Origin of the sequence: Leptotrichia sp. oral taxon 215 str. W9775 (assembly GCF_000469505.1) — a bacterium.
Classification (GTDB): domain Bacteria; phylum Fusobacteriota; class Fusobacteriia; order Fusobacteriales; family Leptotrichiaceae; genus Leptotrichia_A.
Genome location: NZ_KI272867.1, coordinates 61,815 through 87,951, shown reverse-complemented (window position 1 = coordinate 87,951; position 26,137 = coordinate 61,815). Strand labels below are relative to the sequence as shown.

Annotated in this window: 16 protein-coding genes; 13 read left to right on the top strand and 3 right to left on the bottom strand. The window is 31.8% G+C overall.

The window, feature by feature from the left end:
* Window positions 1-299 precede the first annotated feature (299 nt).
* Both HMPREF1984_RS09595 and HMPREF1984_RS09590 read left to right on the top strand, forming a co-directional pair.
* Entirely contained in the window at window positions 300-446 is a 147-nt protein-coding gene (locus HMPREF1984_RS09595; protein WP_021767793.1) for a PspC domain-containing protein, read from the top strand.
* A gap of 377 nt (window positions 447-823) precedes the next feature.
* On the top strand, window positions 824-9,811 hold the full coding sequence (locus tag HMPREF1984_RS09590) for an autotransporter-associated N-terminal domain-containing protein (protein ID WP_021767792.1): 8,988 nt from the start codon (window positions 824-826) through the stop codon (window positions 9,809-9,811).
* A gap of 157 nt (window positions 9,812-9,968) precedes the next feature.
* On the opposite strand, the gene ytvI is transcribed toward HMPREF1984_RS09590, so the two are convergent.
* Window positions 9,969-11,237, bottom strand: coding sequence for a sporulation integral membrane protein YtvI (gene ytvI, locus HMPREF1984_RS09585; protein WP_084408473.1), 1,269 nt, complete (start codon window positions 11,235-11,237; stop codon window positions 9,969-9,971).
* 260 nt (window positions 11,238-11,497) lie between these two features.
* On the opposite strand from ytvI, the gene HMPREF1984_RS09580 reads away from it, so the two are divergent.
* From HMPREF1984_RS09580 to HMPREF1984_RS09530, 11 genes are all read left to right on the top strand, one after another.
* Entirely contained in the window at window positions 11,498-12,772 is a 1,275-nt protein-coding gene (locus HMPREF1984_RS09580; protein ID WP_021767789.1) for a TolC family protein, read from the top strand.
* Window positions 12,773-12,789: 17 nt separating this feature from the next.
* Window positions 12,790-13,908 carry an efflux RND transporter periplasmic adaptor subunit gene (locus tag HMPREF1984_RS09575; RefSeq protein ID WP_232219704.1) on the top strand — a complete coding sequence of 373 codons (1,119 nt, stop codon included), beginning with the start codon at window positions 12,790-12,792 and terminating at the stop codon, window positions 13,906-13,908.
* Between the two features lie 35 nt (window positions 13,909-13,943).
* The gene (locus HMPREF1984_RS09570) at window positions 13,944-14,636 is read left to right on the top strand and encodes an ABC transporter ATP-binding protein (RefSeq protein ID WP_021767787.1); all 693 of its coding nucleotides are present in this window, start codon (window positions 13,944-13,946) and stop codon (window positions 14,634-14,636) included.
* Entirely contained in the window at window positions 14,637-15,848 is a 1,212-nt protein-coding gene (locus tag HMPREF1984_RS09565; RefSeq protein WP_021767786.1) for an ABC transporter permease, read from the top strand.
* 409 nt (window positions 15,849-16,257) lie between these two features.
* Window positions 16,258-17,178, top strand: coding sequence for a ribokinase (gene rbsK, locus HMPREF1984_RS09560; RefSeq protein ID WP_021767785.1), 921 nt, complete (start codon window positions 16,258-16,260; stop codon window positions 17,176-17,178).
* Between the two features lie 207 nt (window positions 17,179-17,385).
* Window positions 17,386-18,888: a YjjI family glycine radical enzyme gene (locus tag HMPREF1984_RS09555; protein ID WP_021767784.1), complete on the top strand. Its 1,503-nt coding sequence runs from the start codon at window positions 17,386-17,388 to the stop codon at window positions 18,886-18,888.
* A complete protein-coding gene (locus HMPREF1984_RS09550; protein WP_021767783.1) occupies window positions 18,888-19,619 on the top strand; it encodes a radical SAM protein in 732 nt (243 codons plus the stop codon). The genes HMPREF1984_RS09555 and HMPREF1984_RS09550 overlap by 1 nt, the downstream gene beginning before the upstream one ends.
* A 27-nt stretch (window positions 19,620-19,646) precedes the next feature.
* Window positions 19,647-20,054, top strand: a complete 408-nt coding sequence (locus HMPREF1984_RS09545; RefSeq protein WP_021767782.1) for a hypothetical protein — start codon at window positions 19,647-19,649, stop codon at window positions 20,052-20,054.
* Between the two features lie 67 nt (window positions 20,055-20,121).
* Complete coding sequence (locus HMPREF1984_RS09540) at window positions 20,122-20,790, top strand: DNA alkylation repair protein (RefSeq protein ID WP_021767781.1); 669 nt, start codon at window positions 20,122-20,124, stop codon at window positions 20,788-20,790.
* Window positions 20,791-20,947: 157 nt separating this feature from the next.
* Entirely contained in the window at window positions 20,948-21,967 is a 1,020-nt protein-coding gene (locus tag HMPREF1984_RS09535; protein ID WP_021767780.1) for an STAS-like domain-containing protein, read from the top strand.
* Between the two features lie 50 nt (window positions 21,968-22,017).
* Window positions 22,018-22,959 (top strand): nucleoside hydrolase, encoded by a 942-nt coding sequence (locus tag HMPREF1984_RS09530; protein WP_021767779.1) that lies wholly within the window; start codon window positions 22,018-22,020, stop codon window positions 22,957-22,959.
* Between the two features lie 517 nt (window positions 22,960-23,476).
* Here HMPREF1984_RS09530 and HMPREF1984_RS09520 read toward each other — a convergent pair.
* Window positions 23,477-25,309, bottom strand: coding sequence for a PTS transporter subunit EIIC (locus HMPREF1984_RS09520; protein WP_021767777.1), 1,833 nt, complete (start codon window positions 25,307-25,309; stop codon window positions 23,477-23,479).
* Window positions 25,310-25,328: 19 nt separating this feature from the next.
* Window positions 25,329-26,075 carry a Wzz/FepE/Etk N-terminal domain-containing protein gene (locus HMPREF1984_RS09515; protein WP_021767776.1) on the bottom strand — a complete coding sequence of 249 codons (747 nt, stop codon included), beginning with the start codon at window positions 26,073-26,075 and terminating at the stop codon, window positions 25,329-25,331.
* Window positions 26,076-26,137 lie beyond the last annotated feature (62 nt).

Here is a 26,137-nt window from a genome sequence, read left to right as displayed (position 1 = left end):
GGCAAAGAACTTTATTTCAGGAGGGTTTAATGCCTTCTTTTTACATGAACTATATTTTTATAAACTTTGAAAATTGTAAGAAGTGTATTTTATAATAGATAGAATATACTGTTTTTAGAATTATAATGACTTTAAAAGGTTTACATCATGTGAAAAAATGTACTATAATAAGCGGACTCAAAAAATAAGTTAATTAAAAATAAGATATTAATTATGGTAAACAACTTGTTTATAAATATATATTAGGAGGACGCAATCATGGAAAAAAAGCTTACAAGATCAGTTTCTGATAAAAAATAATGGGAGTATGCGGAGGGATTGCAAAATATGCAAATCAAGATCCAAATATTATAAGAATAATTGCAGTTGTACTTGCGCTTTTCTCTGGTGGATCATTAGCAATAGCATATATTATAGCAGGATTTTTATTGCCGGAAGGTGAATAAGCAGATTATTTTTAGTTATACTTAAAAATGACTATATTATTTATTTGATATAAAGATAAGGAAATACAAAATAGAGATATTATTGAAATAATTATATTTTGTGATTTCCTTTTTTTATTGTCAAACCTATTTTTCTGTGTGGAAATAATGTTGAAAATTTTTTTTATTTTTGAAAATAAAGATTGAAAAAAAGCAAAAAAAATGGTATTATTAAACTAAAAATAATTTAATTATAAGATATGTGAAAAATAACATAACTTAAACCCATTATAGTTGTACCTGTTCCGAAAGCATCAGTTCTATTTTAGAAGTTTTTTAGCATATAAAATACAGGATTTACTACTATAATAAAAAAATAATAGTAGAGGAGTAATAAAATGAGTGATGAAATTAAAAATTCAGAAAAGAAATCAAAATCAATAATGAGAAGTTCCAAAGCAGTAAAATATTCGAGAAATCTTATGTTTGTTGCAGGAGCAATGGGAGTAACTACAGGAGTACTTTTAGCAAATACGGTAAAAGCAGAGCCTAATAAGAAAAACAAAGATGGGAATCTTAAAAATACTGTTGATGAAACTCAAGCTATGCTGAAAAACATGAGAAATAGAAACAAGATGTATATTAGAGGTGCAAACTTAGAGTTAATTCAATTAATGGAACAGGGAGATCAGGTTGTAAAATCACCTTGGAGTTCATGGCAATTTGGAATGAACTTTTTTTCCAATGCAGACATTATTTCTGGAGATGGTTATGGAGATAAACAGGAAAGATATACATACAACGGACTGTATTTCAGAAATAACTGGAAAATGAAAAATGCATTAGCTACATTGGATTCAATGGGAGTTATGGGTCTTCCGATAACTCCGGGAAGTGATTCTCAAGTTTCATGGAGAAATGCAACTGGAAATATCTATTCTGAAATGAATTTTGATAAAAGTAAAGGGTCATCTGTAAATGGAGAAGTTAGATGGGGACTTGTAGAATTAAGAAAAATTCAGGAACCTCTTAATGAAGTTGAAATACTTGCAAGAATTTCTCCAAAGGAAGTAAAAAAGGAAGCTGTTTCACTAAGCGTAGCTGAGCCAACTGTTGAACCAGTAGGAGCACCAGTTGTTGATCCAAAGGTAAACACACCGCTTACAGCACCTGTTATTACAATACCAGAGGTAGATGTAAGAATTACACCGAGTGCACCAACAATAAATATAAATGTAACACCACCAACTATAACAGCTTTAAATATATCTACACCCGCACAAGTGACACTAGAAGCACCAGTAGTAGATACTCCGAATCCTGTTGCATTTTCTGTTGCACCTTCTATAGATTCAACTAATCGTAAGATAGGAACCACTAACCAAAGTGCAATAAATGGAACATTTATTGCAGGTCAAACCTATGATGTGAATTCTGTAACAAAAACTGTAAGAAATTTTTTTACTCTTAATTCTGTGACAGGAGACGTTACCTTACCTAATTCAACAATAAATGTTAAAGTTGCTGATGCAAGAGCCTTGGTTATAGATGAACCAAAAAATGGTTCTAAATTTAAAATGGATGGAACAATTAACTTATATAGAAGTAAAAATATGGGGATAGATTTACAAGGTTCTGCTAGTACTGAGAATATATTGGCTAAAATTATAAATAATGGTTTAATTGATGGAAAGTACAAAGATGAAACTAATACTACAACAAATAGTCATCAAATAGCTTTTGGTTTTTCTAACGTGGATGCATCATATAATAGTACAATGTCGCACATAATTAATACAGGGGTAATTTCTTTAAATGCACCACAAAGTGCTGGAATGCAATTAAAACCAGAAGATCCTCATAACTGGACACCCGATTGGTCCAATTTGGAAACAAAGAATGGAAAAGATTTAGTTAATGTAAAGAGCAAAAATACAAATTCATCTAAGGGAAGAGTATTAATGAAGGCAGATAACCAAAAGGACATCAATGTAGAATCTAGCGGAAGTTTTGGTATTATTACTGTATTCAATCCAGGTATTAGTACACTAGATACAGTAACATCAACAACAATGAGTGATTTTAAAACTAATAAAAAAAATAACTTAAGAGCTCAAAGAGATTTAGGAACCCCAGCAAATCCTTTTGTAGTCCTTCCAGGAGGAGAAATAGGACGTTCAGCTTCAGGAGATTCTGGTTGGACAAGTGGAGTATATAATTCAGGAGACATCAATATAAATGGGGATAAGAGTGTTGGGGTTGGTATATTACATGAAATACAGGAAGTTAAAGTTGGAGGAAAAATCAATATAGGAACAACAGCTCTAACTCAAGGAAATAACCAAAATATTGCTTCAGGTAGTGATACTCTTGTTGAAAATGCAGTAGGAATTTATGCAGGGGTACCAACGAGACCTGTATTAAAAGGAGAAACAGGTACTTATGGTGGAACAGCTACAGCTGATATAGGTACAAAAACTGTAGAATTTGGACCTTTTGGAGAAACAGGAGCTTCAACTGGAGCAGCTACTGGTAGTGGAACTATAACCGTTGGAGAACATGCAACAAAGAGTATAGGTTTATTAGTTGGTGATAGTGAAGAAGAGTTGAATGATGGGAAATTAAATGGAGTTGAAACAGCTAACAGAAAATTAAGAAGATCAGGATCTATAACAGCAAATGAAGGTGCTAATGTTGTAGTTAATGGAGACTCTAACTATGGTTTTGTTGTTAAGAGTGAATCTTATAAGTCTGTATTTGATTCAAATTTAATAGATAATTTATTAGAAAGTATTGATAGAACTAATTATGGTGTAGGAATTAATAAAGGAACTATAGCTGTAAATGGAACAAATTCAATAGCATTTGCTATGCTAAAAGGAGGAGACTCTTCAAATAGTGGAGATCTTATTGTAAATCCTCTCACTGCAGGTGGAGCACAAAAATCTACAGCTTTCTATGGAGAACAAGGAAACTTTGCTAATAGTGGAAATATAACAGTTAATACTCCTGCTAATACAGGAAATATAGGTGTTTTATTAAAAGGGCCGAATACTGCTACTCCAATAAACTTTACAAACACAGGTAATATTTCTGTTCAAGGAGGAGGAAATATAGGAGTTTATGGAGAAGGAAAGTATACTTTTAATCATGAAAAAAATACTGCTGGAACAAATAAAATAAGTGTAGGTTCAGATGCAATAGGAATATATGCTAAAGAGGCATCAGGAACATTAAATATAAAGGCTCCAATAGATATAGCTGCTAGTGGAACAGGAACGACAATTGGAATTTATTCAGATGGAGAAGCTAAAGTAAATTTTGGAGATGATTCTAAATTAACAATAGGCACAGGAGCAGTAGGATTATATTCATCAGTTGCTACTAAATTTGGAAATACTTTTAAAGTTGAAACAGGTAAGAGTTTAGAAGTAGAATTAGGACAAAACTCAACTTTTGGACTTTTAAATGGAAATTCAGGAGAAGTGAATGTAGGAACTTATTTGAACAGTAACCCTATTAATATTTTAAATTTTGGAAATGGAGCAAGTATATTTTATACAACAGGTGGTGTAACTGCTAATTTAAATCAAAATTATACAGTATCAACTCCGACAGCAGGAACTAATACTTCAACTTCTGTTTTAGTCGCATCAAATAATTCTACTGTAAAAAATACTAAAACTTTGACAACAAACACAAATATTGGACTTATTGCAATAAAAGGAACAGGAACAGGAGCTTCAACAGCACAAAATGATGGTACTATTGTATCAAAAAGAGGTTCCGGGATAGGAATTTACACAAATGAAAGTACAGGAAATTCAACAGGAACTATAACAATGGAAGAAGGAAGTTCTGTTGGTATACTGGGAGAAAAAAATTCTACGTTAACTAATAGTGGGAAAATAGAAGTATTAAAAGCAAGCTCAGCTGGAATTTATGGTCAAGATTCAGATATAACAAACAGTGGATTAAAAACAGTAAATAAAGGTATATATGTAGAAGAAGCACAATCAGTAGGAATCTTTGGAGTAGTTTCAGGGGTTGCAACTTCAAATAAAGCAATAAACAATAATGGATATATAATAACTAAAAAAACTGAATCAGCTGGGATTTATGGAAAAATAAATTCTGGAGTGACAAATAAGTTGTCAATAGTTAATGGAACTACAGGAAATATAACAGTAAATGGAAATAAATCAGTAGGTATATTTGCAAAGAATGAAGCGGGTACTGTTGCAAATTTAAATATAAATAACACAGGAACAATTAACGTAAATAAAGAAGAGTCAATAGGTATATATGCTCCTAAGTCAACAGTTTCAGGAGTAGGAAAAATAACTTTGGATAATGCTGCTAATAAGTCAATAGGAGTTTATGCAGCTGCAGGAAGTGCTATAACTACAACTACAGCAGAAATTGATCTTGGTACAGGAACAGATCAGAATAGAGTTGCCTATTATGTAAAAAATAAGGATACAGCATTAACTGGTACAGATATAGGAAAAATATCAGGATATGGAGTAGGAGTATACTTAGAAGGTACATCTCCAACAGATGTTGCGACGTTAAATGCAAGTTCAACTCCTTTGAACTATTATAAAACAGCAACTAGTTCAGGAGATGGTATTATTGGATTATATTTAAGTGGAAGTACAGATATTTCAAACTATACTGGTCCAATAACAGTACGAAACACAGTTGAAAACAGTGGTACAAAATATGCAATAGGAATATATGCAAAAAATCAAGGAACGTCTACTTCCGCATATACTATAAAAACTCCTATTACAACAGGTGAAAAAGGAATAGGAATTTTTGCGGCTGATAAGAGTATCATACAATATAATAGCGGTACAATAAATGTTGGAGAAAATGGAATAGGAATTTATGTACAGAAACAGACTTCTGCAAATACAACTATAGAGAGTAAAGTATCTTTAGGAACAGGTACTAATAAACCAACAATTAACCTTGCAGAAGGAAGTGTAGCAGCTATTGTTGGAGAAAATGCCCACTTTGATGGGGGAAATGCAACTATTAACTTAAGTGGTTCAGGAGTAGGAGTATACGGATTGAAAGGTTCTGTAATTAACGTTGGAAACTGGACTTTTAACAATAACGGACATTCAGCAGAAGAAATTAGAACTAAAGAAGGAATATCGGCAATAGATAATCCTTCAGTTGATAAGGATTTAAAACCAGGAATGGTACTTTCTCACGTTATAAATGGAGAAACTTATATTGTTAGTGGAAAAACAGTTAAAAGTGTAGCAGACGGTTCAATCGCTGCTGGAAAAAATATAGGATTAATGGCTGAAGGAATCAAAAATCCAGCTGGAACAACTTGGACACAAGGAAATTATGAAATTGTAAATCAAGGAACTATTAATTTTACTGCTGGAAAAGAATCAACTGCTATTTATGCGGCATCAGCAAGAGTAAAAAATGATGGAACAATTAAAATGGGTCCTCAGTCAACAGGAATTTATGGTGTATACAGAAGTGATTCTCCACATTATGATGGAGGTTCTTCGGCTGATAATAAACTTAAAGTAGAAACAACAGCAAATTCTCTGATAGAACTTGGACAGGAATCAGTAGGAGTATATCTGAAAAATGCATCAACAGATATAAATCTTGATGGAAAAATAAAGAGTTCAACAGATGCATCAGGTAATATAAATGTTACAAAAAATGTCGGTATATATATGATAAATGAAGATGGAACACAACCTGATCAAGGAAAAGTATTAACTGGAATGGTAAATAATTCAGAAATAACTCTTGGAGATGGTTCAGTAGGGCTTTACAGTAAAGGAAAAGGAAGTGCTGCAGCCGACAGAAATACAGTTACAAATAATGGTAAAATAACAGTTGGAAAGAAAATAACAGGAGCACCTTCAGTAGGAATATATTCTGAAAATACTAATCTTACTACAGGAACAACATCAGATATTACAGTAGGAGAAGATGGTATAGCTTTTTATGGAAAACATTCGGATATTACAGCAAAGGGAACAGTTAATTTCAACAATAAGGGTGTACTTGCATACCTTGAAAATTCAAATTTTATTTCCTATTTAGGTAATATATCTCCAACTCAGAATACAATGCTTTATCTGAAAAACAGTACTGCTCAAATGGACGGAGCAGGAGTACCAGTTGACATGACAGTAGCAGATGGTTATACAGGAGCGTATGTTGAAGGAAATTCAAGACTGACAGGAGTTAGAAAAATCAATCTTGGAAGAAATTCAAATGGAATATTCCTTCAGAATGCAAACTTTGATTCAACAGGAATAACTGAGATAGTAGGAACACAGGACAATGCAAAGGGAATTTTAGGAATAAACTCCAGTCTGCTAAATAAAACTAAAATAAGCTTAAGCGGAGATAATTCAATAGGAATATATTCAAATGCGAATACTCCAAACACAGTAGTAAATGAAGGAAAATTAGAACTTTCAGGTAAAAAGACACTGGGAGTTTTCCTGAAGGGAAGCCAGTCATTTGAAAATAAGGCAGATATTTCAATAGCTGATTCATCAGATGCACAGAATCCTACTATTGGAGTATATACTTCAAGCGGAACATCACCTATCACTCTGACAAGTGGAAATATAGAAGTAGGAGTAAAATCAATAGGAGTATATTCAACAACAAATTCTCCTGTAAATATGACAGGAGGAACTCTTCATGTAAAAGATGAAGGTATGGGAATATACAAACAGGATGGAAGTGTTTCAGTAGCAGGAAATATTATAGTGGATCCTCATACTTCAACTACACCAAATACTGAACCTGTAGGAGTTTATGCAGTAAATGGAGCTTCAGTAAATGATAGTGCAAATGTAACAGTGGGAGAAAAATCTTACGGATTTATTCTTAACAATGATGATTCTTCAAAGGTAAATACATACACTAATACAGCAGGAACAAGTGTAACATTAGGAAGTGACAGTACATACCTGTATTCAGGTGGAAAAGCACAAATAACAAACAATAAAGACATAGCTGCTGGAAATGTAGACCGTGTAATAGGATTCTACATCAAAGGTAATAATACTGGTGGAGGAAACTTTGTAAATAATGGATTGCTGGATTTCTCTAATGGAAAAGGAAATATAGGAGTTTACGCACCAGGATCAACAGCTGTAAACAGCACTTCAGGAAGAATATATGTTGGACCAACAGATTATACAGACCCTCTAACTGGACAAATATACAGTGACAAAAGCAAAATTGTATACGGAATAGGAATGGCAACAGACAATGGAGGTCAAATTGCCAATGAAGGAGAAATCCGTATATTTGGAGATAAGTCAATAGGAATGTATGGTTCAGGAGCAGGAACAGTTGTAGAAAATAGAGGTAATATACTACTTGATGGAAGTAGAGCTACAGCTTCAAATAAAATAGAATCAATGACAGGAGTATACGTTGATGAAGGAGCTAAGTTTGTAAACAAAGGAATTATACAGACAACAGATTCATATGCTGGAAGAGGCGGAATGGTAAATCCTAACGTAAGTGGACTTGTAGGAGTAGCAGTAATGAATGGTTCAACTCTTGTAAATGAAGCGGGAGCAAAAATACTTATAGATGCGGATAACAGCTATGGAGTTGTAATAAGAGGTAAAAAGAATCCTGATGGTACAGTACAAAGATATGCTACAATTAAGAACTACGGTGAAATAAAGGTAAGAGGAAAAGGAACATACGGAATAAGTTGGAAAGATATTACACCTGCTGAATTAGCAGATCTGGAAGCTCAGATAAACAGCAGAATAACATCTGATCCTAATGGACAGGAAGTAAGAGGAGCAAGTGGAACAGACAAGGAATTTGAAGGTGTAAAAATAAGTATAAAGAATGGACAGCCTGTTTTCACAAAGGATGGAGTACCTGTTTCAGATGCTGAAGTTGCAGAAATAAGCAAATTGATAGGTAATGAATCTAACCTAGGATTGTCAGATATTGGATTCTATGTAGATACTTTAGGAAGAACAAGACCAATAGATATAGATGGAAGTACACCACCTATAAACAGTCAATTGATAATAGGAACAGAATATTCAGAAATGACAAATTCAAAATACTGGGTAGTTAAGGGGGATGTAATAAAACCATTCCTTGACCAGGTAACAGGACGTAACTTTAAACTTACATCACTTGCAGGTTCACTGACATGGATGGCAACGCCAATATTAGATTCATATGGTGAAATAACAGGAGTTGCTATGGCAAAGGTACCATATACATCATTTGTTAGAAAAACTGAGAATGCATGGAACTTTACAGATGGATTGGAACAAAGATATGGAGTAAATTCTCTTGATTCCAGAGAAAAATTACTGTTTAACAAGCTTAACAGCATAGGAAATAATGAGCCAGTACTTCTGACACAGGCATTTGATGAAATGATGGGTCACCAGTATGCAAATATACAACAAAGAGTACATGGAACAGGAAGACTGATAGATAAGGAAATTACTCATTTGGCTAAAGAATGGGAAACTAAGTCTAAACAGTCAAATAAAATAAAAGTATTTGGAATGAAGGACGAATACACTACAGATACAGCAGGAATTATAGACTATACAAGTGATGCGTATGGATTTGCATACCTGCATGAAGATGAAACTGTCAAGTTAGGAAACGTATCAGGATGGTATGCAGGAGGAGTGCATAACAAATTCAAGTTTAAAGACATTGGGGGATCAAGAGAAAATCAAACTATGTTAAAACTTGGAATCTTCAAGACAATGACACCTGCATCAGACCACAATGGAAATCTTCAATGGACAATTTCAGGAGAAGGATACGTATCTAAAAATGAAATGCATAGAAAATATCTTGTAGTAGATGAAATCTTCAATGCTAAATCTGACTATACAACTTATGGTGTAGCAGTTAAAAATGAAGTTGGATACAATATAAGAACAAGTGAAAGAACAAGTATCAGACCATATGGAAGTTTAAAAGTTGAATATGGAAGATTCAGTAACATTAAAGAAAAATCAGGAGAAATGAGACTGGATGTAGAAGGAAATGGTTACTATTCAATAAAACCGGCAATAGGAGTTGAATTTAACTATAGACAACCTTTTGCAGTTAAGAGCATATTTACAGCTTCTTTAGGTTTAGGTTATGAAAGTGAATTAGGAAAAGTAGGAAATGTAAATAACAGGGCAAGAGTATCATATACAACTGCTGACTGGTTTAACATAAGAGGAGACAAAGACAGCAGAAAAGGAAAATTCAAAGCAGATTTAAACTTTGGAATAGAAAATTCCAGAGTAGGAATGACTCTTAATACAGGATATGACAGTGATAATAATAATCTGAGAGGTGGACTTGGATTCAGATTGATTTACTAATCATTATTACTCAGATATAAAATTTGATAAGTTGATGGAAATGCAGATAATTTGCATTTCTGTCTTCTTTCAATAAAAAAACTATCTCAAAAGAAATATATCGTTACATCAGTTTTTGATATATATTCTTTTTTGATAGTTTTTTATTTCTATTTTTTTAACATTTTCTGTCGTCAATAAATTCCTTATCTATATATTTTTTTACTTTTTCGTTTATAGATTCATTATTTTTTGAGTTACTATCCAATTCTGTATTAGAACCAGAATCGGCATTTTTTTCAGCATTATCAGATTTACCGTTGTCAGATTTATTTTTATCATCATCATCTGGAACTTCAGTAAAAATTTCTCTGAAAAATCCAATTTCCAGTTCACGTGAGAATACATTTTTAAGTATAATCATTACAACAGGACCTATAAGGAATCCTATAACTCCAAAAAATTTAAATCCGGAATACATTGATATTAGTGTAACAAGTGGATGTACACCCAGATTTTGGCTTATAAGCTTTGGTTCGAGCATCTGACGTACAGAAAGAACCAGAAAATAAATAACGAGTAAAGCCAGTCCAAGATTAATATCTCCCGTTACAAATGATATTAAGCTCCATGGCAGAAGTACAGCTCCGGCTCCCAGTATTGGAAGGGCATCAATAATACAGATTACAATTGAAAAAATCAACGGATACTGCAAATTAAATTTTAAGAATGACAGTATATTGAATGAAATCAGCAGTTCAAAGAAACAGATTGTCATAAGTATAATTTGAGCTCTTATATAAGAACCGAGGACATTAAACATTTCTCTTTTTATGTTATATACCTTTTTTATCCATGATTCTGGAAACTGCTGTTCCAGAAAAGCCATTATCTTATTTTTATCCAGACTTATAAAAAACGTTGAAAGTATTGTAATACAGATATAAAGTATTATTGTTGGTATTGATGTAATAAAGTTTATAAGGCTGTTTATGAAGGAACCTAGCTTTGAAGTCCCCATTCTGATAAATCCGTTTATGGAATTTTTTACCTGTTCATCAAAACCTTCAGGAAAATATCCAAGAAGGGAGTAAACCTTATCTATTGTAGTGTTCCACAAAGTCTGAACATCTTTGGAATATTTGTTAAGATTTATGGAAAGTTTGTAAATTTCCCCTGATAAACGTAATGTTGAAAGACTTATAAATCCTAAAAATATTACCAGAAACAGGACAATTGACACTATGGTTGCAATTTTCTGTGAAAATTTAAGTTTTTTCTCCAGAAACCTTGAAAATGGCTGAGTCATTATTGAAAAAAACAGAGCCAATGTAAAAGGAAACAGAAAAATCCCAAGTTTAAAAAGCAGGTATACTACAATAAGTACAAGTACTATATATAAAATAAAATACAGTTTTTTAAAATCAAATCTTTTATAATTTGCCATAAAATCTCCTTTCATACTTTCATTATTTTAACATATTTTTCAATGAAATTCTATAAATAAGAAAAATTTAACTACAAAATCCGATATTCAGAATAAAAAAAGAAAAATGACACAATTTTGACAAAATTATCTGTTAAGATTTATTTGATGTAAAAATAGAGGAAAAGCTTGAAAAAAGCATAAAAAGGAGTATAAAAAAAGAGTATTCTAAGGAAAAAGGTGTAAAATGATACAATTCATTTGTAAGAAAGGAGTATAGAATGTTTAAGGTAATTCCTAGTATAAAGAGTAAGAAATTGCAGTTACTTTTTCTGTGTTTTTTAAGTGCTTTAAGTTATGGAATGGATTTAGATACGGCAATTTCAGAGTATGAAAAAAAATCCTATACCACGAAAATAAACGAAGCCAACTTGAAAACATATGATATAAAGGACAAAGTTCTGAAAAAGGGTTCATGGAATGAAGTAACCATATCTTCTCAAAATACATACGAAAACAGTCACACATATGATGGAATAAGTACAGATAATACTGTGAAATATGGATTATTTTATTATAAAAATACTTACAATATAACAAACAATGAAATGACAGAAAATAAAATTGGAGTTTCAAAAGTTCTGAATGATTTTTCAAAAAATGGAGATGATAAATATAACCTGAAAATAAACAATATTCAGAGGGATATTCAGAAAATAACTAATGAAACAACAAAAAATTCTGAAATAAGAGAGCTTATAGACCTTTATAAAAACTATAAGAGCAAGGAAAAGGAAATGGAGCAGGAAGCTCTTTCTCTGGACGATAAAAAGAAGGATTATGCAATACAGGCTAAAAAATATGAAGTTGGAACGGCTGCAAAATATGATTTTGATTTAGCTAAAACAGAATATGAGACTTCCCAGCTGAAATATGAAAATTTAGAAAGAGAATTGAAAATCCTGAAGGAAAAATTCATGATTTATAATGTGACAATTCCTGAAAATGAAAAGCTTGAAGATATAAAAAAGGTTGAGCTGAAAAATGAAGACTTCTATAAGCTGCGATTGTCAGAAGCAGAAAAAATCGAGCTTAACGAAAGTCTGAACAGTGAAAAACTGAAAAAGGAAACTTATGATTACAAAGTTCCAAAAGTGACAGCAGATGCGGGGTACTCAATAAAAAATAAATCATTTACTGTAGGTGTGGGGATAACAAAGACTTTCAAACAGTATAATGATACGCTTGAAGATTTGAAAAATGAATCGGAAAAGCTGAAACTGGAATATGAACAGAAGAAGAATGAAATATTATCCAATGTAGGTCAGGAAATGTTAAATTATACAACTTATCAGACAAATGAACTGATCAGCAAGAAAAATATGGATATAGCTAAGGAAAACTACGTAATATATGCTAAAAAATACGAGCTTGGAGCAGATACATATGAAAACTATGTGGAAAAAAGAAATGCTTACAACAAGGCAGTAATCGACTATGAAGTGGCTAAAAATGAACTGGCCGCATATACTAGAAAAATAAAATATTATAAATAATGAAAAAGGAGATTTCCATGAAAAAAGGAATATTATTCTTATCCCTGCTTCTGGTTTTTCTGCTTTCCTGCGGTAAAAAGACAGAAGTCAAGGAATATGAAGTTACAACAGTGGAAAAGGGAGATATATCACTTTCTACTGAAAAGACAGGACAAGTTGTTTCAGATAATGAAATTTCAGTCTATACAACTTCAAGCCAGAGAGTTCAGAAGGTATTTTTCAAAAAGGGAGACAATGTAAAAAAAGGTGATGTAGTTGTTACATTCTATCCTGTGGATAAAAATGAAACTGTAAGAAAAATACAGATAAAAGCTCTGGAAGTGGAACAGAAAAGAAGAGATTTAAGAAATGCCAGCGAGCTTTTTAAAGTTGGAGGAGCTTCAAAAGTGTCAATTGATGATGCGAGAATTGCCCTGGAAACTGCCCAGCTGGAACTGTCAACATTGCAGGAAGATTTATCTTTAATAAAAGATGAAATAGTAAGTCCGGTGGATGGAGTAATTACTGAAATGACAGCAGATGAAAACTATAGGGTAAATACAGAAACTACGCTTTTTAAAGTATCAGATACAAAAAATATGAAGGTGGAAGTGAGCCTTTCAGATTCACAAATAAAAAATGTTGCTGTGGGACAAAGGGTGGAAATAACATCAGATTCATTGCCTGATGGGGAAAAGGTTGAAGGGGAAGTTGCTGAAGTATCAGGAGTTGCAACAAAAAGTTCGAGCCTTGATGAAAGTAATACAACAGTTACAATAAAGTTTAATGATGCCAAGAGCTTAAGACCTGGAGCGACAATCAATGCCGTAATTTTCTACAAGGAAAGCAAAAATATAATAAAAGTTCCATATAGTGCAGTTATGAATGAAAATGGAAAATATTATGTATTTACAGTGGATAATAGCAGCAAAGTTACAAAAAAGGAAATACAGATTGGAACAAATGATGATTCATATTATGAAGTTACATCAGGATTGTCAGAAGGAGACAAAATAATTTCAGTAATTGATGAAGCACTTAAAGATGGTGAAAAAATAAAAATAGCAGATCCTTCACAAAATAACGGAAAAAAAGCGAATGTAAAAGGCAATAAGAAAAAAGGTGGCGGAGGAGGTCCTGGTGGACCGCCAATGTAGGAAACACGAATTATATGAATTAGAGGTAAATTTTTATGATAGACGTAAGCGATATAGTAAAAACATATAAAACAGGCCATTTGGAACTGACAGTACTGAAAGGACTTAATCTTTCCGTTAAGGAAGGTGAATATGTGGCTTTCATGGGACCTTCAGGAAGTGGAAAATCTACCCTTATGAACATTCTTGGATGTCTGGACAGTTTAACATCAGGAAAGTATATTCTTGACAATCAGGATGTTTCAACGATAAAAGGTGATGAACTTGCTGAGGTGAGAAATAAAAAAATAGGATTTGTCTTTCAGACATTTAATCTGCTTCCTAAAATGACAGCAGTGGAAAATGTTGCCCTTCCGGCACTTTATGCAGGAGTGAAAAAAAGTGAGAGAATAAAGAGGGCGACAGAAGCACTTGAAAGTGTTGGATTAGGTGACAGGATACATCATAAACCTAGTGAAATGTCAGGAGGTCAAAGACAGAGGGTTGCGATAGCAAGGGCAATAATAAACAATCCTAGAATTCTTCTGGCGGATGAGCCTACAGGAAATCTGGATTCAAAATCAGGAGAAGAGGTTCTGGAAATATTTAAAAAGTTAAATGATAATGGAACAACGATAGTAATGGTTACCCATGAAGAAGATGTAGCGGGACATTGTAAAAGAATAATAAGATTAAAAGATGGTGTAATAGAAAAAGATGAAATTGTATATAATCGGAGGGGAGTATAAATGGATTTTTTTGAACTGTTAAAATTATCCGTATCAAATCTGTTCAGCTATAAAGTACGTTCTTTCCTGACAATGTTAGGAATAATAATTGGAATAGCCGCAGTTATACTGATGTCCTCTCTTGGTGCAGGAATTAAGGAAAATATTACGGGTGATTTGAATAAACTTGGAGTGTCAAATTTTGAAATATCAATTGATACTTCGCCTGGACAGACTTATAAAACAGATGATCTGCTTACATCAAAAGATATAGAAAAAATAAAAAGTATCGAAGGAGTTGAGGCAGTTACTCCTACCTCAAGCACCTTTGCCAGAATAAGTGTAAATGATAATACAAAAATGTTTCAAGGAACAGGAGTGACAGAGGACTATTTTAAAATATCAGATTATACGGTACTGAAAGGAAGAAAATTTTTACCCAGTGAATACAGAAAAGATGGAAAATATGTAATGATAGATCATATAACGGCAGAAGAACTATATCCTGGAGAAAATCCGATAGGAAAAAAACTCACTTTGAATTTTAGAAAAAATAGTCAGACTGTTACTGTTGTTGGAGTTTATAAAAATCCATATGCAAGTCTGGGTGGTGGAACTGAAGGTATGCCTGGAATGGGACTTTTGCCGAATAATTATCTTAACCATATAAATGGTAATGAACAGGATAAATATACGGAATTACAGGTAAAAGCTACAGATGCCAATGATATGAACAGGGTAATGGAAGCAGTTAAGAAGTCTCTTGAAACAAGAGGAAGTGATCCGGATATTTATAATGTATCTTCTACAAGCCAGGGACTTGATGAATTTAACAATATTCTAAATATGCTGTCACTGTTTATAAGCGGAGTTGCCGCCATTTCACTTTTTGTAGGTGGAATAGGAGTTATGAATATTATGCTTGTAAGTGTTACGGAAAGAATTAGGGAAGTTGGTCTTCGTAAAGCGATTGGAGCAAAAACAGTGCATATTCTTGTGCAGTTTCTAATTGAAGCCATAATTCTGACATTTTTTGGAGGTATAATTGGAGCAATAATAGGATATCTGTTGGCGCTTCTTATAGGAATATTTGTGGGAGCAACCCCTATTCTAAGCCCAGTTGTTGTATTTGTATGTATCTTTGTTTCAACAATGATTGGCCTTGTATTTGGAGTTTATCCAGCAAAAAAAGCCGCGGCTCTGGAGCCTATGGAAGCATTGAGGGTGGATTAATTTAAAAATACAGGAAAAGATAGGCTATCTCAAAATTGAAAAATATGATATAAAAAGAGGTTGTCTCAAAATAGTAAAAATTAATATAGTATATGGGAAAACTATATTTTTTTCATTTACTAAAATTTTACTCATATAAAACAGTCATTCATTAAGGAAAAGTCAAAAACTCGCCTGAAGGCTCAAACAGTTGACTTTTCCTAAATTCATTTTCTGTTTTACATTGTAAAATTTTAAATAATTCAAAAATATAGTTTTTCACATTGGTTTTTTAATTTTCTTTTTGAGACAACCTCTTTTATATTATTTTTAAGTTTTCTTTTTGAGATAGCCCTCTGTTTTCCTGTATTTTTTAATTAGGAAAATGGGGGAAAGTATGGTAAAATTAAAAAAATGAGGAGGTGTCAAAATGAAAAAAGCACTTGTAATAGGAAGCTTAAATATGGATATGACAGTAAAGGTGGAGGAACTTCCAAAGTTAGGAGAAACAATATTTGGAAATGATTTTTATGAAAGCTGTGGAGGAAAAGGAGCTAATCAGGCTGTAGCAGTTTCAAAGCTGGGAATGAAAACAGAAATGATTGGAATGGTTGGAAAAGATTCACAGGGAGAAAAATTAATTCAGAATTTGAATAAATATGGAATAATTTCTGATAATGTCATTAAAAGTGATGAACTGACAGGAAGAGCAATTATAACAGTTGATAGAAAAGGGGATAATAATATTATTGTAATTCCTGGAAGTAATTTTAAAATTACGAAGGAACATATTCAGGATAAACAGGATGTCATAGCTTCAAGTGATGTTGTAATATTGCAGAATGAGATACCTGCTGATACAGTGGAATTTTCTCTTTTGAAGGCAAAGGAACTTGGAAAGATAACAATATTTAATCCTGCTCCTGCAAGAAAGTTAAGTGAGAAAGTTTTTAAGAATACAGATTATCTAATATTAAATGAAACTGAAATGGAAGAAATTTTTGAAATAGAATTTAATGATAAAGAATATACAGAAAAAATTTCAAGTAAAAAGAAAGAATACGGTATAAAAAATATTATTCTTACGTTAGGAGATAAAGGAAGTATTCTTTTCAGTGAAGATAACAGTATAAAGAAATACGGTGTTTATAAAGTGAAGGCAGTGGATACAACTGCGGCCGGAGATTCCTTTATTGGAGCATTTACAATGAAAATATGCGAAACAGGAAATCCTGACGAAGCTATAAAATACGCAACTGCAGTATCGGCAATTGTTGTAACAAGACAGGGAGCGCAGGATTCAATTCCAACAAGGGAAGAAATAGAAAAGTTTATTGAAGAAAATAAATAAGAGATAAAAAATAGAGTTTAAAAAAATTAAGAATAGATAAAGTTGAAAAATAAAGTCACAAAAAGATAATTAAGATATAGCCTTTATAGAAAAAATGTGGTACAATATTTGTACGAAGAAAAGACAAATAGAAAATCAATTTGGGATTTTGATTTAAAATATACAGGAAAAAGTACAGGAAAAGAATTTATTTAGAGGAGGACTTTTATGTCGGATCAAATTTTATCTATCGTTAAAAATAGAGTTCTTACTTATGAACAGAAGCTGAGAACACTGGCAGGAGCTGCTGAAGCAACACTTGATGTTCTTGGAATTACACCTGAAATTCAGGAATATAGAGATAAAGGCATAATCTGTGATTTATTTGAAGGAAATGCTCCATACAGGGCAAGATACATTACACCTGACTATGAAGTGTTTATGAAACAGGGAAGTAAATTTCTTGAAATAAAACCTGCAAAGGACATATGGGAAGCTACAACTAATTTACTTATATTGTATAATCATGTACCTTCCATAACTACGTATCCAGTTTATCTTGGAAATCTTGATACGTTGCTTGAGCCATACATAAAAGATGAGGAAGAAGCATATAAGGCTATTAAGCTGTTCCTTCTTCAAATTGACAGAACTATTACAGATTCATTCTGTCATGCAAATTTAGGACCTCACAAAACAAAGGCAGGGGAAATGATAATGAGAGCTACAGCTGAGCTCAATACAATGACTCCTAACCTGACATTGAAATATGATGAAGAAGTGACTCCTGATGATTTTGCAGTATTGGCAATTGAAACAAGTTTAAAAGTTGCTAAACCTAGTTTTGCAAATAATAAAATGTTCAGAAAAGACTTTTATGGGGAAGATTATGCAATAGCAAGCTGCTACAATGGACTTAGTATTGGTGGTGGAGCTTATACCCTTGTAAGACTTAATCTGGCAAAATTGGCAAATGAAGCAAAGGATGAAGAGGACTTACTTAATAATGCATTGCCTGAAGCTGTTAAAAGAATGGCAAGCTACATGGATAAAAGAGTTAAGTTCCTTGTGGAAGAAAGTGGATTCTTTGATACAAGTTTCCTTGTAAAAGAAGGTTTAATCCATAGGGATAGATTCAGTGGAATGTTTGGAGTAGTAGGGCTTGCTGAATGTGTAAATAAAATAATAGGTGCAGAAAATAAGGAAGACAAGTTTGGATGGAGCGAGTATGCTGATGAACTTGGAGTAAGAGTTATTGAAAGATTACAGGAATTGGTACACAACTACAAGACAAAGTACTGTGAAATAACTGATAATCACTATGTGCTTCATGCTCAGGTAGGAATAGATACAGATGCCGGAATAAGTCCAGGATGCAGAATTCCTATAGGAGATGAACCGGCTTTACCTAAGCACATAAAACAGACTGCTAAATTCCACCCTTATTTTAAATCAGGAATAGGAGATATTTTCCCATTTGATGAAATGTCTTCTAAAAATCCGGCTTCAATTCTTGATATTATAAAAGGTGCATTTAAGGAAGGAATGAGATATTTCTCTGTTTACTCTACAGATGCTGATGTAATAAGAATAACAGGATATCTTGTAAAAAAATCTGAAATGGAAAAATTATACAAAAATGAGCAGGTTATACAGCAGACAGTTGTATTTGGACTGGGAGCAAGGGAAAATTCTAAAATATTGGAAAGAAAAGTAAGAGGAAATGAATAATGAAAGGGATTGTTAACAAAATAATACCCTTCAGTAATGTTGACGGCCCGGGTAACAGGCTGTCAATATTTTTTCAGGGGTGTAATTTTGACTGCCTATATTGCCACAATCCTGAAACAATAGAAATAATGAAGGAAGGAAACTGTTCAGATGATGTAACTCCAATGACAGTGGAAGAAATTATGAATGAAATCTCGGAAGTTGCTCCTTTCATATCAGGAATAACTGTTTCAGGTGGAGAATGCACACTGCAATGGAGATTTTTAACAGAGCTTTTCACAGCAGTGAAGGAGAAATGGCCGAGATTGACCTGTTTTGTAGACAGTAACTGCTCATTTCCACTTTGGTCTGAAGAAAAAAGGAAATTTGTAGAAGTTCTGGATAAGGTAATGATAGATATAAAGGGATTTACTGAAGAGGAACATAATCTTATAACAGGAACAACAAATAAAACTGTCATTGAAAATTTCAGGTTTTTAGCAGGACTGGATAAAGTTTATGAAGTAAGGACAGTAATTGTGCCTGAAATAACTGACAATGAGAAAATGGTGGATAATATAAGTAAGCTTATTGCAGAATGTAACAGTGATATAAAATACAAGATTATAAAATTCCGTCAGAATGGTGTCAGGGAGGATGTTTTAAAGGCTTATACACCAAATGATGCCTATATGAATAAGCTTAAGAGAATTGCAGTGAAAAATGGATTGAAAGATGTTGTAGTTGTGTGATATATTAAGTTAAGAAAGAAGAATAACATGCCTAAAATTATTGTAGAATCTAAAAATATTCTAAGATCCAGAGTAGCAAGGAAAAATATAAAAATCTATAAACTGAGAATAAATGATGAAAGAACAGAAGATATAATGCCTAATGTGAAAAATGAAATTGCAATGGATTATGGTAAACAGACTATTCAAGTGTACAATAGCTTTTTTGAAAAATCACCAAAGAAAATTATAGATGTAAATTCAGAAACACAGGAATATAAAATAACGCTTCATTATAAAATCTGGTTAATCTTGTCTCTTTTTCATTGTATTATGACGCAGTTAATTATTATGCAAAACATAAACAGAGCTTTTGTAGTAATTTCAATAACTATGATAGAAATTGCTATTTTGATTTATTTTGGAGCATTTGAACTGAAGGAAGTAAAGAAATAAATTAAGAGTCAAAATAATCTATTTAATATTGATAAATTAAAAATATTAATCTAAGAGGATAAAAAACATGGACTATGAAAAGTTATACGCTGAAATGTTAAATTATAGAAATGAAGAACAGGCAGAAAAAATGTCAGCCTACATGCTTAATAAGTTTAAACATATTGGAATTAGAACTCCTGAAAGAAGAAAAATATTTAGAGCTTTTTTTAAGGAATATAAAAAAGAACAGGAAAAATCTGAAAAAATAGACTGGGATTTTATAAATAACTGCTGGAAAAATGAATATAGGGAACTACAATACTCGGCACTTGATTATCTACAGGCAGTGAAGAACATTTTAACTGATAAGGATATTCCAAAATTGAAAGCACTTTCTCTTTCCAAGTCATGGTGGGATACAATTGACTGTCTTGACATGATTATAGGCGGAATAGCACTAAAATATCCGAAAGTAAATGATATTATCCTTCAATGGAGTACTGATGAAAATATCTGGCTTAGAAGAATAGCCATAGATCACCAGCTTTTAAGAAAAGAAAAAACAAATGTGGAACTGCTTGAAAAAATTATTAAAAATAATTTCGGTCAGACAGAATTTTTTATTAACAAAGCTATTGGCTGGGCATTAAGGGATTACAGTAAGACAAATCCCAAGTGGGTAAGAGATTTTATTGAAAAAAATAAGGATAAAATGGCAAAATTAAGTATAAAAGAAGGAAGTAAATATATTTAATAAAATTTGACAAATTAGTAGGCAATATCCTAATTTCTATTATATGAATCAGGAATAAAAATTGACTTCTAATATGAAATAGGATATAATTAACATGTAAACTTAATAAAGATTTTTTTTTTTAAAGTTTACATGTTTTAAATTAGGAGGTAAATATATGGGTTTTAGTAAAGAGCATAGAGAAGAAATAAAAAAATTCATTATAGATACCATTGACATGAGAGAAAATCCTTATAAGAAAGTTCTTGAAAAATATCCAGTCAGTAGACAAACAGTATCAAAATACATTAAGGGGCTTTTAGAAGAAAATATAATTGAAAAAAGTGAAAAAAATGAATATCAGTTAAAATTTTATGTTAATGAACTGAAAAAGTACAAAAATAAAGATTTAGAAGAAGATATTATTTATAATGAATTTATTTCTGAATATGAAAAAGATAAAAAAGAAAATATACGACATATTCTAAATTATACATTTACAGAGATGTTAAATAATGCTATTGAGCATTCAAGTGGAAATGAGATAACAATTTTTTATACAGAAGATTATAAAAGAATATTTGTATATATTGAAGATAATGGAATAGGTATATTCAGAAAAATTAAAGAAGATCATAATCTGGAAAATGAAAATCAGGCAATATTTGAATTACAAAAAGGGAAATTAACTTCAGATGCTGAAAATCATAGTGGAGAAGGAATATTTTTTACGTCTAAAGTAGTAGACTTTTTTCAAATAAAGTCTTTTGATAAAGAATTTTATACAGGAAATGCTCATAATTTATATAATTTTCAAAAAATTGAGAATATTGATAATGAAATAAAAGGAACAAGTGTTTTATTTATTTTAGATAAAAATACTGAAAGAACAACATTTCAAGTATTTCAGGAATACACAGATGATAACTATGTTTTTGATAAGACAACAATAACAGTATATCTGGCAAAAGAATATATGGGTGAGTCTTTCATGTCACGTTCGCAGGCAAGAAGAATATTGTTAAATGCTGAAAAGTTTAGAATAATATTTTTAGATTTTTCTGAAGTGGATATAATAGGTCAGGCATTTGCAGATGAGATTTTCAGAGTTTATATAAATAAGAATCCCGATATTCAGATTATACCTATAAATGCTAATGCTGAGGTTGATTTTATGATAAAAAGAAGCCAAAGATAGTAACAAAACATTCAAATAAAAAATATATTTAGAGAAGGAGAGAGGATGCTATGACAAAAGAAAAGATAATTTTAGACTGCGATCCGGGACATGATGATGCGATTGCAATAATGGTGGCAGGACTACATGAAAAATTGGATTTATTAGGAATAACAGTAGTTGCAGGAAACCAGACTTATGAAAATGTAACAAATAACGCATTGAGAATATGCGATTATTTTAAATTTGATACAACACGTGTGTATGGTGGAGTAAAAGGTCCGCTTCTGAGAAACCAGATTATTGCAAGTGATTTTCATGGAGAAACAGGTCTGGATGGGATAAAATTACCTGGTACAGAAAGAAAGATTGAAGAAAAGCATGCAGTGAATTTCATAGTAGATACTCTTTTGAACAGTGAAGAAAAAGTTACGCTTGTTCCTGTTGGACCTTTGACAAATATTGCAATGGCATTGAGACTTGAGCCTGAAATAAAAGGGAAAATTAAAAGAATAGTTCTTATGGGTGGAAGCTGTGGTGCCGGAAATCATACTCCTTATGCTGAATTTAATATATATGCCGATCCTGAAGCGGCTCACATTGTATTCTCATCAGGAGTGCCAATTGTAATGATGGGGCTTGATGTTACAAATAAAACAATGCCTGATGCTGAAATTGTAAATAAAATTCAGGCTACAAATACAAAGGCAAGTGACTTCTTATATCAAGGGCTGCATTTTCCAAAAAGATACGATGAAAATGGGAATTTTATCTATCATACATTACATGATGTTGTGACATTGGCTTATATAATTGATGAAAGTATCGTTGAAGTTGAAGAAGTAGAATGTAGAGTTGAAATCAAAGATTCTGAAAAGTATGGTCAGACAGTGTGCAGCAGCTGTAACTGTGAAAATACAGGAAATCAAAAAGGTAATGTTATTATGGCAGGAAAGAAAATTAATCTGGAAAAATTCTGGAATCTTCTATATGAAATAATAAAATTGTACTAATTTTATGGTGTAAGTATGGGGAAAAATATGATATTAATATTAAAATTAACTATTTATTTTATATTTCTTTATTTTTTACATGCAAAAGCAGAGTTGTTAAAGTTTTCTGTATATTTATCTTATTGCTTGCATGGAGAAGGGTTACTTACAACTATTATTCATTCAATGATATCACTTTTAATAGGATATTTATGTGCTAGAATATTACATGATATAAATAAATTGATATTAATATTGATTTCAATAGCAGTATTTGTAGCTGTATTGATAAATAGAGATTTTTATCTTGGTTTTATTACCCTATATAGTAGCTTTTTTATAATAATCGGAATTTTACTGTATAGAAAAAAAATTAGAAAATAATGTAAAAACCATATTTATGAATTATTTAGAATTTCACAATTCATTTTCTGTTTTGTACAAGTGAAATTCCAGTAAAAGAATAAATATGGTTTTTATATATTACATTTATATTTATATTTTTCAACTTTTGAGATAGCTTATTTTCTATTGATTATTATGCATTATTGTCTGTTTTTAAATATTCTTCCAGTCTTGTTTTTATATCTGATGTAGCAGGACCATAAATCACTTCTACATTTTCCTTATTTTTTATAACTCCTAGTGCACCGGTAATTTTCAGTGCTGCATCGTTAACAAATAAAGAATTTTTTACTTCCAGTTTTAATCTGGAAGAGCAGTTATCAATATTTATTATATTTCTTTTTCCTCCAAGAGCAAAGAGGATTGCTTCAGTTTTTTCAAGCTCCCTAATATTTTTTTCTTCAGAAATTTCTTCCTCAGATTTTTCTGAATTTTCTTCAGAAGTTTTATTAGACTCATCAGTCGTATTTTCATTATCTTTATTTTCAGCAGTAAGACTACTGTCAGCTTTAATTTCTTCTTCAGTAAGCTTTCTAACAGTAACAGTATCTACAGCTGGAATAATTTCTTCTACTTTAATTTCCTTATCATATTGCACTATATTTTCTCTTCCAAGGGTTTTTAAATTAAACTTTGAAATAAGAATTCTAAATAGTAGATAATAAATTATGAAATAGGCAATTCCAAAAGGAATAATAGAAGTAAATCCTGTTTTTGCCTGTCCTTGTAATACTCCAAATAAATAGTAATCTGCCAGTCCTCCAGAAAATGATACACCTGTTGCAGCATTCATAATATGCATCGTCACAAATGAAAGTCCTGCAAGAATAATATGTATTAGGTATAACAATGGTGCAGTAAACAGAAGAAGCAGTTCAAGTGGTTCAGTAAATCCAACAAGGAATGAAGCAAGTGCCACTGAAAAAAGTAAACCAGCTATAAATTTCTTTCTATCCTTTGAAGCCGCATTGTACATTGCAAGTGAAGCGGCAGGCAATCCAAACATCATAAATAAGTATTTTCCTGTCATAAATCTTGTATAATTAACGGAAAATTTCTTTGTAGCAGGATCAGTAAGATGATGTAGGAACATATTCTGAAATCCTTGAATAGAAGTTCCTCTTGCAATCATTTCTCCTCCTGTTTTTGTATACATGAGGGGAAGAGTGAAGACATTTTGTAACCCAAAAGGCATCAGTATTCTTTCAATGAAGCCAAATAGAAAGGTTCCAACATATCCTGTATTTTTTATAAAAAATCCTAAATTAGCAACTCCCGTTTGAACAAGTGGCCATACAATATATGAAACAACTCCGGTAAAAATGGCACATATTACAGTCAGTAGTGCCGGAAGCTTCGACAGTTTAAAGAATTCTGCAACAGAAAGAGAATTCATATTTGAATATAATTTCATTTTACAATATCTGCTATGTATTCCTGCAGTCATAAGGCCTGCAACAATTCCTCCAAATATTCCCATTTGCAGTGACTGTATTCCAAGTATGACACTTTGTCCTGCCATAAGCATTGCATATGGATTTTCAGGAGTGTCAGCTACTAGCGGAACACCTGGAATTATAGTTGTAGATAAGAGGCCGTTAATTGTCTGATGCATAATCAGAAAAAATACTCCTCCCATAAGTGCTGCTGTAGGTTTTTCATATTTAGTAAATGCAAATGCTGTTCCAATTGCAAAAAGCAGAGGAAGATTTGAAAAAATTATATTTCCAAGTTTTGACAAAATAATCAGAAATTCATATAATGCCGTAGTTTTAGTTACTGTAAGAGTATTACCGACAAAATATACTTTTCCCAAAATATTCTGAAGGCCATATATCTTAATGTTTAAAGCGTTTGTAAATAACGTTCCCAATCCCAGACAAAGTCCGGCAAGAGGTAGCAATGATATAGGAAAAATTGAAGCTTTTCCCATTGTTTCAAGCTTACTGGAAGCTTTATCTTTCATAATTCCTCCTAATAGTTTATTATTTTGATTTTATATCTTTCCAATCCAGTGATTTGGAGAATTCTTTAATAAATGCAATTAAAATTCCTAAAAATAATCCTGCAAAAATTCCACCTGCCAGAACAAACTTTTTATTTAATGCAGGTTTTACGTTTATATTTACAAGTTTTACAAGCGGTGAAGTATCACTTTTCAAAAGTCTGTAATATGCAAGTCTTGAAACAAGAGTATCACTCAATGAATCTTTAGTTGTTCTTAAATCAACGTTATTTGCCATAAAATTATATTGTTCTTCCAGCAGTTTAATCTGTTTATCTAAAAAGTCATCTTCCCTTGTAGCAAGGTATTTTGCAGCAAGGTTGGCATATTCCTCTGAAAAGCTTTCTGCTTCAATCTTATTTGAATTGGAAAATTTAACCTTAACTGTAGGGTCTCCTGTTTCTGTCTGTGCTGTCAGCTTTTTTGACATTTCCTTCAAAAATTTTTCTTCAGGAAGCTTTGTATTTGTTAATGTTTTTGAATTTTTTTGTATAAATCTGAAGAAGTCGAAGGAATTTAATGAATACTGGGAATTTTCCCCAATTTCACTTAAAACCCTGTCGTTTCCGTATAAAATAATCTCGCTTTTAAAGGATTTGCTTGTAAAGGCATAAAAACCTGCCAGCCCAGCCATAAGAACAGTAACTAGTCCTATAAGAAAAATATTTTTATAAATTATTTTGAATATTATATTTAAGTTTATTGATTGTTCCTTATTTTCATTCATTATATTATCCTTTCAATGTTAAATTTTTTATCTAATAACCCATGTTAAAAATCGAAAGAGCT

Coding starts and splice junctions, on each gene's coding strand:
- HMPREF1984_RS09595 (WP_021767793.1), top strand. CDS start 300: ATGGGAGTATGCGGAGGGATTGCAAAATATGCAAATCAAGATCCAAAT.
- HMPREF1984_RS09590 (WP_021767792.1), top strand. CDS start 824: ATGAGTGATGAAATTAAAAATTCAGAAAAGAAATCAAAATCAATAATG.
- ytvI (WP_084408473.1), bottom strand. CDS start 11,237: ATGGCAAATTATAAAAGATTTGATTTTAAAAAACTGTATTTTATTTTA.
- HMPREF1984_RS09580 (WP_021767789.1), top strand. CDS start 11,498: ATGTTTAAGGTAATTCCTAGTATAAAGAGTAAGAAATTGCAGTTACTT.
- HMPREF1984_RS09575 (WP_232219704.1), top strand. CDS start 12,790: ATGAAAAAAGGAATATTATTCTTATCCCTGCTTCTGGTTTTTCTGCTT.
- HMPREF1984_RS09570 (WP_021767787.1), top strand. CDS start 13,944: ATGATAGACGTAAGCGATATAGTAAAAACATATAAAACAGGCCATTTG.
- HMPREF1984_RS09565 (WP_021767786.1), top strand. CDS start 14,637: ATGGATTTTTTTGAACTGTTAAAATTATCCGTATCAAATCTGTTCAGC.
- rbsK (WP_021767785.1), top strand. CDS start 16,258: ATGAAAAAAGCACTTGTAATAGGAAGCTTAAATATGGATATGACAGTA.
- HMPREF1984_RS09555 (WP_021767784.1), top strand. CDS start 17,386: ATGTCGGATCAAATTTTATCTATCGTTAAAAATAGAGTTCTTACTTAT.
- HMPREF1984_RS09550 (WP_021767783.1), top strand. CDS start 18,888: ATGAAAGGGATTGTTAACAAAATAATACCCTTCAGTAATGTTGACGGC.
- HMPREF1984_RS09545 (WP_021767782.1), top strand. CDS start 19,647: ATGCCTAAAATTATTGTAGAATCTAAAAATATTCTAAGATCCAGAGTA.
- HMPREF1984_RS09540 (WP_021767781.1), top strand. CDS start 20,122: ATGGACTATGAAAAGTTATACGCTGAAATGTTAAATTATAGAAATGAA.
- HMPREF1984_RS09535 (WP_021767780.1), top strand. CDS start 20,948: ATGGGTTTTAGTAAAGAGCATAGAGAAGAAATAAAAAAATTCATTATA.
- HMPREF1984_RS09530 (WP_021767779.1), top strand. CDS start 22,018: ATGACAAAAGAAAAGATAATTTTAGACTGCGATCCGGGACATGATGAT.
- HMPREF1984_RS09520 (WP_021767777.1), bottom strand. CDS start 25,309: ATGAAAGATAAAGCTTCCAGTAAGCTTGAAACAATGGGAAAAGCTTCA.
- HMPREF1984_RS09515 (WP_021767776.1), bottom strand. CDS start 26,075: ATGAATGAAAATAAGGAACAATCAATAAACTTAAATATAATATTCAAA.